Genomic DNA, 13,925 nt, shown 5'->3' on the forward strand with positions numbered 1-13,925 from the left:
CCCGCCCCGTCGGAACGGGGCGGGCCGGGAACCGGCGGGACGTCAGACCCTCGGCGGCGGGTTGCGCAGCAGGTCGCGCACCTGGGTGAGCAGTTCGACCTCGGTCAGCGGCTCCTCGACCGGCGGCAGTCCGGCCTTGCGCCGCTTGCGCTCGGCCACGTGGTTCAGCGGCGCCACCACGAAGAAGTAGAGCGCGGCCGCGATCAGCACGAACGCGATCAGCGCGTTGATGAACGCGCCGTACTTGAAGGTGCTGTGGTTCAGCGTGAAGGTCAGCGCGGAGAAGTCCTGCTTGCCGAAGATCGCGGCGATCAGCGGCGTCAGCAGGTCGCCGACCAGGCTGTTGACCACCGCCACGAAGGCCGCGCCCATGACGAACGCGACGGCGAGATCGACCACGTTCCCGCGCATGATGAACTTCTTGAACCCCTGGAGCATGTCCGCCTCCTCGAAAGCCGCCTTCCCTCCAGGGTTCGGGTCGGGTGGCGGTACGGCCCGCCGGGACCGTCCGTCCGGGTGAGCGGGCCGCGCCCCGCCGCCGGGCTCTTCCGGTTCGCCGTCGCGCGGCGGGCGCCGGAGCGCCCACCGCGCGACGGGCTCCGTCGAGGAGCCGGGTCAGCGACCGGCGGGCGCCGCGACGGCCACGGGCGCCGCCGATCCGGCGGGTTGCCCGCTCTCCTTCGACCGGCGGCCGACCAGCGCGAACACCAGCACCGCGCCGAGCAGCCCGAGCCCGCCGGAGACCAGGAAGGCGTCCCGCAGACCGTCCGCGAAGGCGTGGTGCACCAGCTCCGCCACCGCCGCCCGCTGCCCCTGCGGGGCGTGCCCGATCACCGCGCCCGCCTGGCCCGCCGTCAGCGCGTCGGCCGCCTGGCCGACGTCCGGCAGCACCCCGCCGCGCAGCCGGTCCTCCAGCCCGGCCTGGAACACCGCGCCGAGCACCGCGATGCCGAGCGCGTTGCCCAGCTGCCGGGCGGTGTTCAGCGCACCGCCGGCCATCCCGCTGCGCCGCTGCGGCACGGCGGCCATGGCCGCGGCCGCCATCGCCGGGGTGGCGAGGCCGACCCCGGCCCCGGCCACCGCCAGGCCCGGCGCCAGCACCGGCCAGCTGGAGTCCGGCCCGATCAGGGCCTGGAGCAGCGCGCCGACCGCTATCAGCAGCAGACCGCCGCCGATGGTGAGCTTCGGCGAGGCCCCGTGCAGCCGGCGCCCGGCCACGGCCGCCACCACGAAGGCGAGGGCGCTCATCGGCACCAGCGCGAGCCCGGCCGCCACCGGCCCGAGCCCGCGCACCGACTGCAGCCAGAGCGAGGCGTAGACCAGGTAGGAGAAGGCGGCCACGGAGAGCAGCAGCCCGCCCGCGAGCACGCCGGTGAAGCCCGGGTTGCGCAGCAGCCCCAGGTCGAACATCGGGTTGCGGCCCTTGAGCTCGGCCACCACGAACACCAGCAGCGCGACCGCGCTGAGCGCGAACAGCCCCAGCGTGCTGGTGGAGCCCCAGCCGTCCGCCGAGCCCCGGATCAGCGCGAAGGTCAGCGCGCCGGCCGCCACGGTGAAGCTGACCAGACCGGGCAGGTCCAGCCCGCGCGCCTGCGGGTCGCGGGACTCGCGCACCGCGCGCAGCGTGACCAGCACCGCCAGCACGCTGATCGGCAGGTTGATGAAGAAGATCCACCGCCAGCCCAGGTGCTCGGTGAGCAGCCCGCCGACGATCGGCCCGGCGGCCGCGGCGGCGCCGTTCACCGCGCCCCAGACACCGAACGCGATGCCGCGGTCCCGGCCCTGGTAGGAGGTGTTCAGCAGGGCCATGGTGGTGGCGAACATCGCCGCGCCGCCGATCCCCTGCAGGCCGCGGAAGAGGATCAGCTGACCCCCGCTGCCGGCCAGTCCGCAGGCCAGCGAGGCCGCGGCGAACAGGCCCAGCCCGTAGAGGTACGTCCGCCGCCGGCCGAACCGGTCGGCCAGCGAGCCGGCGCCCAGCAGCAGCGCCGCCAGGGCCAGCGCGTAGATGTCCAGCACCCACTGCAGGTCGGTGAAGCTGGTGTGCAACCCGGTCGCCATGTCGGGCAGCGCCACGGTCACGATGGTGACGTCCACCAACAGCATGAACGCCCCCAGGCTCACCGCGGTCAACGGCAGCCACTTGCGCATTTCGTCTTCTCCTGGATGTCTCTGGTGAGGTCTTCGGATTCCGTTGTCGAGTCGGGACGACCGTGCCACTCGGATCGCCGAGAACCACCACCAGGACGCCTGGGGTGGCGGAAACCGGTCACCGGGAGCGCTGGCATGATGGATTCCATGCCCATCACTCTTCTGGACGACCTGGACCGGGCCCTGGTGCAGGCGCTGATGATCAGCGGCCGGGTGCCGTTCAACCGCCTCGCCGAGGTGCTGGAGGTCTCCGACCAGACCGTGGTCAGGCGGTACCGGCGGCTGCGCGGTGAGGGCCTGATCCGGGTGATCGGGCGGCCGGTCGGCCACCGGGTCGGGCTGGTGGAGTCCTGGCTGCGGCTGCAGTGCCCGCCGGACGCCGCGCTCTCGGTCGCCGACGCGCTGGCCCGCCGGGCGGACATCTCCTGGGTGACCCTCAACTCCGGCGGCACCGAGGTGCAGTGCATCACCCGGGCGCGCTCCCGGGAGGAGCACGACGAACTGCTGCTGCGCCGGCTCCCGCAGACCCGCCGGGTCGTGGCGATCACCGCGCACAGCGTGCTGCGCTCCTTCGTCGGCGGCCCGCGCCACTGGCGCGGGCTGGACGTGCTGACCGCGCGGCAGGCCGCCGAGCTGGCCGATCCGGTGCCCGAGCGGCACGGCGAGCGGGTGCGGCTGGACGCGGCCGAGCAGGCGATGTTCGCCGTGCTGGCCCGCGACGGCCGGGCGGGCTACCCGGAGCTGGCCCGGGCCGCCGGGCTCTCCGAGTCCACCGCCCGCCGCCGGCTGGACCAGCTGCGCGAGCGCGGGGCCTACTACCTGGACCTGGAGATCGACCCCCGGCTGCTCGGCTTCGAGACCCAGGCGACCCTGATGATCACCGTCACCCCGGCCGCGCTGGCCGCCGCGGGCGCGGCCCTGGCCACCCATCCGGAGGTCCCGTTCGCGGCGGCGATCACCGGCTCGGCCAACCTGGTGGCGATCAGCATCTGCCGGGACAACGACGCGCTCTACACCTACCTGACCGAGCGGATCGGCGCGCTGGACGGGGTGCAGCACGTCGAGGTGGTGCCGCAGCTGCGCTCGGTGAAGCGGGCGGGCATGCTGATGGACGGCACCCGGCTGGTGGACCCGCCGACGGGCTGACGCGGCGTCCGCCGGGCGGTCGGTCCCGTCCTTCGTTCTTATCTTTCGCTTAGAACGTCCGTCCAGGGTGGCGTTCATGATGATGCAACGTGCCGCAGTCGGATCCGTCGTCCTCGCCGCCGTGGCCCTGACGGGTACCGTCGGGGCGGCGGGCGCCCCCGGTCGGGCCGCCGCAGCGGTCTCCCACCACGGGGTGACGGACAACCTCTACATGTCGCTGGGGGCGTTCGAGGACGCGACGTCCGGCGAGGACCCGAAGGTCAGGGCCATGCTGGACCGCCCGGACATCGGCGGGGTCCAGCTGGTGGTGCCCTGGAAGGCCGTCGAGGGGGCCAAGGGGGAGTACCGGTGGTCGCGGCTGGAGGACGCCCTGAGTTACCTCCGGGACCGCCACAAGAAGCTGTACGTCCAGGTCCAGGACCGGTTCTTCGACGTGGCGACGAAGGATGCCAACGTCCCCCAGTACGTGAAGGACGAGGGCGGGGTCGCGCCGACGGTCGACGAGAACCCGGACAACCCCACCACCCACGGCGCCATGGTCGCGCAGTGGGACGACGGGGTGCGGGCGGACTTCCAGGCCATGCTGAAGGCGATGGCGGAGCGGTTCGACGGCAGGCTCGCCGGGGTGAACCTGCCGGAGACCGCGGTCGAGGTGGACACCGGCAACGACCGGACCGGGTACACCTCGAAGTCCTACATCGACGCCGAGCTCGACAACATGCGCTTCGGCCGGAAGGTCTTCACCAGGACCCAGTTCATCCAGTACATCAACTTCCTGCCGGACGACGACGACCACCGGCGCATGCAGGAGATGTTCGACCTCGCCCGGGACGAGCGGATCGGCGTCGGAGGGCCGGACACCCTGCCGGACCGGCCGTACCAGATGGCGAACTCCTACAAGTTCCTCCACGCGTACAAGGGCGCCCTGCCCCTGGTCGCGATGGCCGTCCAGGAGCCCGACGTCAACGCCGCGGACCCCACGACCGGCAAGCCGTACACCCGCGAGCGGTTCACCGGCTTCGCCCACGACTACCTCGGTGCGCGCCAGTTGTTCTGGACCACCGAGGCGGGCTGGCTGCAGACGCCCCCGGCCTGACCGCCGGCATCCGAGTGACCCTCCGGCGTCAGGCCCGGACGGCGGACCGGGCCGTCGCGCCGGGCCGGGCCGCACTCGGGCCCGGCAGTGCCGCGGCCCGGACGGCCAGGCCGATGGTGCGGGTCAGCAGCATGGCGACCGCCATGAAGATCAACCCGTCGGTGATGGCCGCCGCGCTGACCTGGTGGGCGATGCACCAGTGGGCCAGCTGGTCCGGGAACCAGTGGAAGGAGCCGTAGGAGAAGGCGGCGCGGGCGCCGATGACCAGGATCCACAGCAGCGCGTAGCCCCAGCCGGCCCGGCTGACCGGCTTGCCGGTGCGCGGGCTGCGGTACACCCGGAACAGCGCGAGGGCGAGGAGGCCGCCGAGCAGTCCGGCCGCGGCGCCGGCCAGTTCGACGGCCAGCCCGTTGCCGTGGGTGACGACCGGGGCGATGAACAACGGGACCACTCCGGCCGCGACGGCGATCGGCCGCAGCACGCGCAGCACGCCGATCTTGCGGTGGCGGCCGAGATCGCTGTGCAGGGTGGCGGCCAGGACGGCGCCGTTGACGATCTCGGCCTGGGTCAGTTCGGTGAACACCGGATGCTCCTCGGGGGCTGGGCCGCGACCGTCGCGGCCCAGCTCCAAGGTCGCCTGTCGCGGCCCCGGACGGATCGGCCCACGGGGGGAGAAGCGGGAGGAGCCGGGACGGCGGCTCCTCAACCCCCGGGTGGAGCCGCGGACCGCCGCCCGATGCGCCCGGCTCCACCCGGTGCCCACCGCCCCGGTGCCGGGGCGGCGCCCGGCGGAGGTGCCCGGTCAGCCCTGGGGAACCACCAACGCGCCGCGCGCCGCGAGGAGTTCGCGGAGCCGCTGGTGCGGGAGCGCGGGGGAGCGGTGGCCGTCGCGGCCGATCGTCTCCTCGGCGGTGACCAGGGCGTTGAGCACGGCCTCCTCCACGGCCTGGACCACGGCCTCGTAGAAGGGGTCGATCCGACCCCAGGGGACGAACCGCAGGGTCTCGTAGTCGGAGTCACCGGCCTCGCCCTGGGGGAAGGAACTGCCCAGTGCGCCCGGGTTGGCGGTGGAGAAGGCGAGGAAGATGTCGCCGGAGAAGTGGCCCCCGCTGGTGCCGGTCCGGGCCAGGCCCAGCGGCACCCGGCGGGCCAGTGCCTTGCACTGGCCGGGCAGCAGCGGCGCGTCCGTGCCGATCACCACGATCACCGAGCCGGCCCCGCCCGGGGCGAACCAGTCGGTGTCCTCCATCGGGTTGTCCGCGCGCAGCTCCCGCCCCACCGGGACGCCGCCGACGACGAGTTCGCGCCGGTCGCCGAAGTTGGCCTGGACGAAGGCGCCCACGGTGTACTGCGCGGAGCCGTACCGGACCACGCGGCTGGCGGTGCCGGAACCGCCCTTGAAGCCGTAGCAGTTCATCCCGGTGCCGCCGCCGACGCAGCCCTCCTCGACCGGCCCGGCCGTCGCGGACTCGATCGCCGCGATCGCGTGCTCGGCGCGGACGTGCGGGCCGTTGATGTCGTTGAGGTAGCCGTCCCAGGTCTCGGCGACCACCGGCAGCAGCCACTGCCGGGCCAGGTCGGGCCGGTGGGCGGCGGTCCAGTCGACGACGCCCCGGTGCACGGTGCCGACGGCATGGGTGTTGGTGACCATGACCGGTCCGTTGAGCGCGCCGGTCTCCTCGATCCAGGTCGTCCCGGTCATCTCGCCGTTGCCGTTCAGCGAGTACCAGCCGGCCGCGCAGGGGGTGCCCACGCCCTCGCGTCCGCGCGGGAGCAGCGCGGTGACACCGGTGCGGACGTGCTCGCCCTCGACCAGCGTGGTGTAGCCGATCCGGACGCCGGGCACGTCGGTCAGCGCGTTGGCGGGGCCGGGGGTGCCGTCCAGGGGCAGGCCGAGCGCGCGGGCCCTGGGCCGGCCGGACGGGGTGGAGAGTGACGCGGTGGGGAGCACGGTGGTGTGGGGCCTTCCTGACGGGGGAGCGGGGGTCGGTCGGGCGGGTGCGCGGCCCGGGCCCTGTGCGGGGGGTTCCCGCCGGGCCCGGGGACGGTCCCTAGTCGTCCACCGGCCGGTCCGGGAGCAGGTCCGGGCAGCCGGTCGCGCTCCGGGCGTAGCCGAGCAGCAGGTCCAGCGAACGCTCCGGTGGGAGCGAGGAGTTGCGCGAGATGATGTGCAGGCCGTAGCCGTCCTCCAGGACGACCAGGTTGGCGGCGACGTCGAGGGCCGGTGCGGTGAGGTCGAAGTGGCCCTGGGCCCGGCCGATCTCCAGGATGCCCGCGTAGAGCGCGACCTGGCGGTCGTAGAGGCTCTGCGCGAGCGTGGAGTAGACCGGGTCGCCGTGCGTGGCCGAGCTGAACTCGTAGAGCACCAGGGCGAGTTCGTCCTCGGGGCCGTCCGGGAGGCCGAGCCGGGCGCAGGCCACGAGCTTGTCGCGGGCGTCCGGTAGCCGGGCCGCGACGGCGCTGCGGTCGGTGAAGAAGCGGTCGGCGGCGCGTCGGTAGACCTGCTGGAGCAGTTCGCCGAGATCGCTGAAGTAGTAGTTGACCGACCCCCGGGCGACGCCGGCGGCGTCCGCGATGTCGGCGACCCGCAGGTGCGCCAGGCCGTGCCGCCCGACGGCCTCGGTGGCCGCGAGCACCAGCTGCTCGCGGCGGGCGGTCTGGTTCCGGGCTCGGGCCATCATCATTCCTTGTCGTCGGTGTCAGATCTTGTCTTACCTCTTGACGTCGAACTATCCCAGAACTTTGACTTCTGTGCCAAAGAACTCCGCAGACGTTTCACCGACTCAGGAGGACCACGATGGCCGATCCCCCCGCCGGCCCCGCCACCGCCGACGCGCACCCCACCGGTCCGGGCCCCACCGGCTCGGGCTCCCCGCCGGCCGGCTACGCCCAGGAACTCTCCCGCTCGCTCAGCCTGCGCGAGAACATGCTGATCACCCTCTCCTCGGTGACCCCGGCCTCCAGCGTCTTCATCGTGGTGCCCGCGGTGATCCAACGCCTCGGCGGAGCGGCGGCCGTGGCCTTCGCCCTCGCGGCGGCGGTCGGCGTGCTGATGGCCTTCTGCTACGCGGAGCTGTCTAGTGCGTTCCCGATCACCGGGGGCGAGTACGCCTTCGCCGCGCGCACCCTCGGCCGGGCCACCGGGTTCGCGCTGTTCGCGCTCAGCCTGCTCGGCGGGGTGCTGGTCACCGCGGTCATCGCCCTCGGCACCGGCAGCTACCTGGGCGTGGTCTGGAGCGCCTTGGACGGGAAGGGGGCCGGGCTGGCGGTGATCGTGCTGGCCTCGCTGGTCGCGGTGCTCAACATCCGCACCAACGCCTGGGTCACCGGGGTCTTCCTGCTCCTGGAGCTCGCCGCGGTCGCGGTGCTGGCCGTGCTCGGCCTCGTCCACGTCGAGCAGCCGCTCTCGGTGCTGTGGACCCCGCACGCGCTCGGCGGGGCGGACGGCAACGTGCTGGTCGGGGCCTCCTGGGGGCTGGTCGCCTCGGCCACGGCGACCGCCGTGTTCGCCTACAACGGCTACGGCACCGCCGTGTACTTCGCGGAGGAGACCAGGCGGGCGTCCGCGATCGGCCGGGTGGTGCTCTGGTCGCTCGGGATCACCGTCGCCGCCGAGTGCCTGCCGCTGGTCGCGGTGCTGCTCGGCACGCCGAGCATGAGCGGACTGATGTCGGCCGACTCGCCGATGAACTACTTCCTGCTGGCGCGGGCCGGCTCCGCCGTCAACACGGCGGTCAGCCTGGGCATCGCCGTGGCCGTGGTCAACGCGGTGATCGCGATCATGCTGCAGAGCGGGCGGCTGCTCTACTCCTCGGCCCGCGACCGGGCCTGGCCCGACACGGTGGGCGGCCCGCTCGCCGCCGTGCACCCCCGGCTGCGCACGCCCCTCGCGGCGACGCTGACCATGGGCCTGGCCACCCTGCTGGTCGGCTGGCTCGTCTCGCTCGACACGCTGATCCTGGCCACCGGGTCGACCCTGGTCGTGGTCTACGTCCTGGTCGCGCTGTCGGCGCTGTTCGGGCGGATCAGGGGCACCACCGCCACCGCCCCCTACCGGATGCGCGGCTGGCCGTACGTCCCGCTGGGCGTCGTCGCGGTCATGCTCTACGTCAGTTACGAGTCGGTGCGGGCCGACTGGCGCCCGATCGCCATCGCGGTCGGGATGCTGGCCGCCGGCTACGCCTACTACTACGCCTACCTCCACCCCCGGCGGGCCGACCGCTGGACCCTGCCGGACCCGGTCCGCGAGGAGGAGGGGGCCTGACCGGACGCGTCCCCGGCCGGGTGCGCGACCGGCGCGCGGCGACGGGCGGGCCCGGGTGGGCCCGCCCGTCGCGGGTGCGTGACCCGACCCGGGCGGAGCCGGGCCGACCGGTCGTCAGTGCTGGACGCCGGTGGCGAGGCTGAAGTGCGCGAAGTAGGCGTACTGGTCGGTGCCGGGGCCCCAGGAGGTGTCGTGGCCGCCGTAGAAGGTGGAGAAGAAGACGCCGCTGAACGGGATCGAGGCGAGGTCCGGGGCGCCCGCGCCCGCCTGGGTGAAGACCTGGGTGCCGTCCAGCCAGACGGTGACGTCGCCGCTGTTGCGGTCGACCAACTGCTCGATGTCGTGCCAGGCCCCGTCGGCCGGCCACTGCCAGGAGCCCAGGCCGAGGTCGACACCGTAGCCGGTGGGGCCGGAGTTGGACGGGGTGTACAGGTAGACCTCGCCGTTGCCGACCCCGGAGCCGGGGTTGCGCCACATGTAGCGGGTCGACCAGGCGTTGCCGTGGTTGCCGCCGGAGGCCTCGCCGGGGGTGCCGCCGTACAGGCCGGGGAGCTTGCCGGCCTTGCCGAAGTCGAAGCCGGAGGGCAGCTTGAGGCTGTACTTGAGGTCCAGGGTGGTGGAGTTCGCGAGGTCGCCCAGGCCGAGGGTGGGGAGGTCGGTGTAGAACTGGCCGCCACCGGCGGAGGGGCAGTCGGAGCAGGAGTTGGCGGAGGAGCCGGCGCCGTAGAACACCTGGAGCGCCGAGCCGTCGCCGGGGGCGGCCGGGTCGTTGACCAGGCTGAGGTCCTGCTGGCCCCAGCGGCCCTTGCTCAGGGCGCCCCAGGCGGAGGTCCAGGCTTTGGTGCCGTAGCCGGTGAAGTCGCCGGTCCAGGCGGGCGCGTCGGCGCCCCGGGCCCCGACGGCGGTGGCGGCCTGGAGCGGGGCGGCGGCGAGCAGGGCGAGGGAGGCGCACAGGGCGGTGAGCAAGCGCTTCATGACGGTCCTTCGGCTGGCGGGGAAGGGGAAGTCCTGCGGCGGTGCGGCGGTGCGGCGGTGCGGCGGTGCGGTGCGGCGGTGCGGAGTGTCGGTGCGGGGACGTGCACCATGACACGGCGGCAGGCGTGTTCCAGTCAAGAGTCTGGACACAGTTCATCCCTGTGAACGCGTGCGGGGTGGCGGCTGGGCCGACCGGGCTATATTGCTCGCAGCCCACGCGCACGTGAACAGGGAGGATCCCGATGGCGCAGCCGCCGAGCCCCGCCACCCCCGCCGCCGCGGGCGTGAAGTCCGCCGTCCGCACCATCGAGGTGCTGGAGTACTTCGCCGCGCGCCCCGGCCTGCACAGCCTCGCCGACGCGCAGGAGGCGCTCGGCTACCCGAAGAGCAGCCTCTACATGCTGCTGCGCACCCTGGTCGACCTCGGCTGGGTGGAGACCGACCTGACGGGCACCCGGTACGGCATCGGGGTGCGCGCGCTGCTGGTCGGCACCGCCTACATCGACGGCGACGAAGCCGTGGCCGCCACCCGCCCGGTGCTCGACCGGCTCGCCGACGACACCACCGAGACCGTCCACCTCGCCCGGCTGGACGGCACCGACGTGGTCTACCTGGCCACCCGGGCCTCCCGGCACTACCTGCGGCCGTTCACCCGGGTCGGCCGCCGCCTGCCCGCCCACGCGACGGCGCTCGGCAAGGCGCTGCTCGCGACGCTCCCGGACGAGGAGGTCGCGCGGCTGCTCCCCGAGCGCCTGGACCCGCTGACCGACCGCACCCACACCACCCGGGCCGCGCTGCTCGAGGACCTCCGGGCGGTGCGCGAGCGCGGCTACGCGACCGACCGGGAGGAGAACACGCTCGGCCTGTGCTGCTACGCGGTCGCCGTGCCGTACCGCACCCCGGCCCGGGACGCGGTCAGCTGCTCGGTGCCCGTCGCGCGGCTCACCCCGGGGCGGGAGCAGATGATCCGGGACGCGCTGGGCGAGGCCCGCGAGCGGCTGGCGCTGGCGACGCGGCACCTCTGAGGCCGTGGACGGGCGGTGGACGGACGGGCGCGCCGGCGGGCTACGGCCGGCGGGGCGCCTCCGCGCCCACCGCCTCGACGGCGGCGCGGACGGCGTCGAGGTCCTGGCGGGAGGCCAGACCCAGGTGGTAGAAGCGCAGTTCGCCCGCGCCGGCCGCGGCGAGGTCCGCGCACCAGGCGGGCAGGTCGGCGGGGTCGCCGCCGAGGCCGGCGACGGCGCCGACGGTGACCGCGACGCGCCGCCCGGGTACGGGGTGGGCGGCGTGGGCGCGGTCCGTGCAGGCGCGGTCGGCATAGGCGCGGACGGCGGCCAGCGCGGCCGGTGAGCGGGTCGGGGCCAGCAGGACGGGGGAGGCGGCCCCGGTCTCCTCGGGCGGCAGGCCGGGGGAGGGGCCGAAGCCGAGCGGGTCCGGTTGGGCGTGCAGCAGGACGGGCAGCCGCGGGCGCTCCGCGGCGACCGCCGCGAGGACGGCGCGGCGCAGCCCGGCGGCCGTCCGCACCCGCATCCGGGCGACGGCCGCGGCCGTCTCCGGGTCCAGTGCCGCGTCCGGGGCGGTGCCGGCCAGTACCGGGTCGAGTGCCACCCGCACCGCGGCGCGCAGGGCCCGGGGGTCGGCGCCCTCGGCCCGGTAGCCGTCCTGGCAGTGCGGGCAGAAGCAGAGCGAGAACAGCAGCCGGGCGGAGGGCGGCAGGGGCACTCCGGCGACCTTGTCGTGGGCGTGCAGGTGGTCGAAGCCGTACCAGCCGCAGGACTCCAACTCCAGCCCCGCGAGCCCGGGTTGGGCGGCGGTGTCGGCGGCCAGGGTGGCGCAGTAGCGGCGGACGGCGGGCGAGGCGACGCACAGCGCCCAGGGGTAGCGGTCGCCGTAGGCGTTGAGCACGGCCACGTCGGGGTGACGCACGCCGAGCCGCTGCCCGTGGGCGAGGACCGTCCAGGCGTAGACCTCCACCCCGGCGTCGGCCAGCGCCTCGGCGGCGCGCCCGAAGGACCGCGGCGACCACGGCGCCTCCACCGGACGCAGCCGTCCGGCGCCGGACCAGCGGTCCGGGTCCGGCCGGAAGTAGACCGCGGCGTGCTCGGCGGTGACCACCTTGTGGCGCGGATGGCGCGGGGTCAGCGCGCGCACGCTGTGGTACGCGGCGGCGACGGCGGCCCGGCGGATGCCGAGACCGGTGAGTCGCGCACCGCAGGCCGGGTCGCCGTCAGCGTCCCAGGGGTAGAGGTAGCCGCCGGTCACCACGGCGGGCGGTCCGTCGGGTGGTGCGGTGGGCGGCGTGTCGTCGGGCGGTCCGTCGGGCGCGCTCACGCCAGGGCCGTCCGGGCGCGGTCGACGAGGTCCAACAGCTCCCGCAGGTGCGCCGGTTCGGGCTCGGTGAGGGGCGCCCGGACGCCCCCGACCGGGTGTCCCGCCGCCCGGGTCGCGGCCTTGACCAGGGAGACGGCGTACCCGGGTCGCCGGTTGCGCAGCTCGACGTAGGGGCGCAGGAAGACGTCGACCAGCGTGGTGAGGGCGGGGCGGTCGTCCTCGGCGAGGGCGCGGTGGAAGGCGAGCGCGAGGTCCGGGGCGAAGCAGAAGACGGCGGAGGAGTAGAGCGGCACGCCGATCGCCCGGTAGGCGAGTTGGGTCATCTCGGCGGTGGGCATGCCGTTGAAGAACAGGAAGTCCTGGTGCCCGGCGGCGCGGACGGCGCTGACGGTGCGGAGCATCCGGTCGAGGTCGCCGAGGCCGTCCTTGAAGCCGACCACGCCGGGCAGCCCGGCCAGGCGGGCGACCGTCCCGGGATCGTAGGCCGTCCGGTCGCGCTGGTAGAGGATCAGGTCGAGCGGGGTGGCCCCGGCGAGCGCGGTGATGTGGCGGACCAGGCCGTCCTGGCCGCCCTCGGGGCCGTAGGGCGGCAGGACCAACAGGGCGTCCGCGCCGGCGCGTTCCGCCGCGCGGGCGTAGTCGAGGGCGAGGGCGGTGCCGTAGCCGGTGCCGGAGACCACGGGCACCCGCCCGCCGGCCGCCTCGACGGCGACGGCGACGCAGCGCTCGTACTCGGCGGGGGCGAGGGCGGGGAACTCGCCGGTGCCGCAGGCGGCGAACACGGCGGCGGGGCCGTCGGCGAGGCGGGCGTCGAGGTGGGCGCGGTAGGCCCCGGGGTCGAAGGCGCCGTCGGGGCCGAAGGCGGTGACGGGGAAGAACAGCAGGCCGTCGAGCGGGGACAGGCCGGGGCGTACGGGCACGGGGAACGGTCCCTTCGTGGAGAGCGTCCGGGAGAGCGTCCAGCGGTGGGAACACCGAGGAGCGTAGGAGGGCCCGGGCGCGGAGGTCAAGAGAGCGGCGTTCGCATATCTGAATACTGGTCAATCCCATGAACCGTCGTTCTTGTGCACCGCCCGGACCTCTGTGACCATGGGCCCGCACCCGTCCCCGGCCCAGGGAGTCACCGTGCCCCGCATCCTCGTCACCGGCGCGGCAGGCGCCGTCGGTACCCTCATCCGCCCCCGGCTCGCCCGCCCCGGCCGTACCCTCCGGCTGCTCGACCTCGTCCCGCTCGAACCGGGCGAGGGCGAGGAGGCCGTCCAGGCCTCCGTCACCGACCCGGACGCGATGCGCGCCGCCTGCGAGGGCGTCGACGCCGTCGTCCACCTCGGCGGGATCTCCCTGGAAGCGCCCTGGGAACGGATCCTCGACGTCAACATCCACGGCACCTACACCGTCTTCGAGGCCGCCCGCCGGGCCGGCGTCCCGCGCGTGGTGTTCGCCTCCTCCAACCACGTCGTCGGCTTCCGCACCCCCGAGGAGTACCCGCTCACCGCCGCCACCCCGCCGCTTCCCGACACCTACTACGGGGTCTCCAAGGCGGCGGGCGAGGCGCTCGGCGCGCTCTACCACCACCGCTACGGCCTCGACGTGATCTGCCTCCGGATCATGACCTGCTTCGCCGAACCGCCGAACCCGCGCGCCCTCTCCACCTGGCTCTCCCCGGACGACTGCGCCCGCCTGCTGGAGGCCTGCCTCGCCGTCGAACGGCCCGGCTACCGGATCGTCTACGGGGTCTCCCCGAACACCCGCGGCGGCTGGGTCTCGCTGGAGGAGGCCCGCGCGCTCGGCTACGCCCCGGTCGACGACGCCGAGGTGCACGCCGAGGCCGTCCTCGCCGCACACGGGCGCCCCGCCGCGGACGACCCCGTCTTCGCCCACCTGGGCGGGCACTTCACCTTCCCGGACCTGGACGCCGACCGGCTCTGAGGACCGGTTCTGAGCACCGGCGACCGGCGTCGG

General features: G+C 74.5%; 13 protein-coding genes. 5 read left to right on the forward strand and 8 right to left on the reverse strand.

All coding sequences use genetic code 11. From position 1 onward, the window contains the following. Window positions 1–42 precede the first annotated feature (42 nt). Together mscL and AB0O91_RS01440 are read right to left on the reverse strand one after the other, a co-directional pair. Entirely contained in the window at window positions 43–438 is a 396-nt protein-coding gene (mscL, locus tag AB0O91_RS01435) for a large conductance mechanosensitive channel protein MscL (RefSeq protein WP_363427015.1), read from the reverse strand. 177 nt (window positions 439–615) lie between these two features. Next, entirely contained in the window at window positions 616–2,151 is a 1,536-nt protein-coding gene (locus AB0O91_RS01440) for a DHA2 family efflux MFS transporter permease subunit (RefSeq protein ID WP_363427016.1), read from the reverse strand. A gap of 147 nt (window positions 2,152–2,298) precedes the next feature. Between AB0O91_RS01440 and AB0O91_RS01445 the strand changes: the two genes are divergently transcribed. Together AB0O91_RS01445 and AB0O91_RS01450 are read left to right on the forward strand one after the other, a co-directional pair. Further along, a complete protein-coding gene (locus tag AB0O91_RS01445; RefSeq protein ID WP_363427018.1) occupies window positions 2,299–3,297 on the forward strand; it encodes an Lrp/AsnC family transcriptional regulator in 999 nt (332 codons plus the stop codon). 76 nt (window positions 3,298–3,373) lie between these two features. Continuing rightward, window positions 3,374–4,393, forward strand: coding sequence for a hypothetical protein (locus AB0O91_RS01450; RefSeq protein ID WP_363427020.1), 1,020 nt, complete (start codon window positions 3,374–3,376; stop codon window positions 4,391–4,393). Window positions 4,394–4,421: 28 nt separating this feature from the next. Here the strand turns inward: AB0O91_RS01450 and AB0O91_RS01455 are convergent, their stop codons facing one another. The 3 genes from AB0O91_RS01455 to AB0O91_RS01465 all read right to left on the reverse strand — a co-directional run bounded on the left by AB0O91_RS01455 (window position 4,422) and on the right by AB0O91_RS01465 (window position 7,071). Further along, window positions 4,422–4,976 (reverse strand): hypothetical protein, encoded by a 555-nt coding sequence (locus tag AB0O91_RS01455; RefSeq protein ID WP_363427021.1) that lies wholly within the window; start codon window positions 4,974–4,976, stop codon window positions 4,422–4,424. Between the two features lie 219 nt (window positions 4,977–5,195). Continuing rightward, window positions 5,196–6,344, reverse strand: a complete 1,149-nt coding sequence (locus tag AB0O91_RS01460) for a P1 family peptidase (RefSeq protein ID WP_363427022.1) — start codon at window positions 6,342–6,344, stop codon at window positions 5,196–5,198. A gap of 100 nt (window positions 6,345–6,444) precedes the next feature. Next, complete coding sequence (locus tag AB0O91_RS01465) at window positions 6,445–7,071, reverse strand: TetR/AcrR family transcriptional regulator (RefSeq protein WP_363427023.1); 627 nt, start codon at window positions 7,069–7,071, stop codon at window positions 6,445–6,447. Window positions 7,072–7,190: 119 nt separating this feature from the next. Here AB0O91_RS01465 and AB0O91_RS01470 point away from each other — a divergent pair, with 119 nt between their 5' ends. Further along, window positions 7,191–8,657: an APC family permease gene (locus AB0O91_RS01470; protein WP_363427025.1), complete on the forward strand. Its 1,467-nt coding sequence runs from the start codon at window positions 7,191–7,193 to the stop codon at window positions 8,655–8,657. A gap of 114 nt (window positions 8,658–8,771) precedes the next feature. On the opposite strand, the gene AB0O91_RS01475 is transcribed toward AB0O91_RS01470, so the two are convergent. Continuing rightward, window positions 8,772–9,632, reverse strand: coding sequence for a polysaccharide lyase (locus AB0O91_RS01475; protein ID WP_363427027.1), 861 nt, complete (start codon window positions 9,630–9,632; stop codon window positions 8,772–8,774). A gap of 242 nt (window positions 9,633–9,874) precedes the next feature. Here AB0O91_RS01475 and AB0O91_RS01480 point away from each other — a divergent pair, with 242 nt between their 5' ends. Then, window positions 9,875–10,657, forward strand: coding sequence for an IclR family transcriptional regulator (locus AB0O91_RS01480; protein ID WP_363427029.1), 783 nt, complete (start codon window positions 9,875–9,877; stop codon window positions 10,655–10,657). Between the two features lie 40 nt (window positions 10,658–10,697). On the opposite strand, the gene AB0O91_RS01485 is transcribed toward AB0O91_RS01480, so the two are convergent. After that, window positions 10,698–11,897, reverse strand: coding sequence for a hypothetical protein (locus AB0O91_RS01485; protein ID WP_363427085.1), 1,200 nt, complete (start codon window positions 11,895–11,897; stop codon window positions 10,698–10,700). Between the two features lie 62 nt (window positions 11,898–11,959). Next, window positions 11,960–12,883, reverse strand: a complete 924-nt coding sequence (locus AB0O91_RS01490) for a 5-dehydro-4-deoxyglucarate dehydratase (RefSeq protein WP_363427031.1) — start codon at window positions 12,881–12,883, stop codon at window positions 11,960–11,962. Window positions 12,884–13,052: 169 nt separating this feature from the next. Here AB0O91_RS01490 and AB0O91_RS01495 point away from each other — a divergent pair, with 169 nt between their 5' ends. Continuing rightward, window positions 13,053–13,892, forward strand: a complete 840-nt coding sequence (locus AB0O91_RS01495) for an NAD(P)-dependent oxidoreductase (protein WP_363427032.1) — start codon at window positions 13,053–13,055, stop codon at window positions 13,890–13,892. The last annotated feature ends 33 nt before the right edge of the window (window positions 13,893–13,925 follow it).

The sequence above is a fragment of the Kitasatospora sp. NPDC089797 genome, from assembly GCF_040684795.1.
Classification (GTDB): domain Bacteria; phylum Actinomycetota; class Actinomycetes; order Streptomycetales; family Streptomycetaceae; genus Kitasatospora.

Coding starts and splice junctions, on each gene's coding strand:
- AB0O91_RS01440 (WP_363427016.1), bottom strand. CDS start 2,151: ATGCGCAAGTGGCTGCCGTTGACCGCGGTGAGCCTGGGGGCGTTCATG.
- AB0O91_RS01470 (WP_363427025.1), top strand. CDS start 7,191: ATGGCCGATCCCCCCGCCGGCCCCGCCACCGCCGACGCGCACCCCACC.
- mscL (WP_363427015.1), bottom strand. CDS start 438: ATGCTCCAGGGGTTCAAGAAGTTCATCATGCGCGGGAACGTGGTCGAT.
- AB0O91_RS01450 (WP_363427020.1), top strand. CDS start 3,374: ATGATGATGCAACGTGCCGCAGTCGGATCCGTCGTCCTCGCCGCCGTG.
- AB0O91_RS01475 (WP_363427027.1), bottom strand. CDS start 9,632: ATGAAGCGCTTGCTCACCGCCCTGTGCGCCTCCCTCGCCCTGCTCGCC.
- AB0O91_RS01445 (WP_363427018.1), top strand. CDS start 2,299: ATGCCCATCACTCTTCTGGACGACCTGGACCGGGCCCTGGTGCAGGCG.
- AB0O91_RS01465 (WP_363427023.1), bottom strand. CDS start 7,071: ATGGCCCGAGCCCGGAACCAGACCGCCCGCCGCGAGCAGCTGGTGCTC.
- AB0O91_RS01480 (WP_363427029.1), top strand. CDS start 9,875: ATGGCGCAGCCGCCGAGCCCCGCCACCCCCGCCGCCGCGGGCGTGAAG.
- AB0O91_RS01495 (WP_363427032.1), top strand. CDS start 13,053: ATGGGCCCGCACCCGTCCCCGGCCCAGGGAGTCACCGTGCCCCGCATC.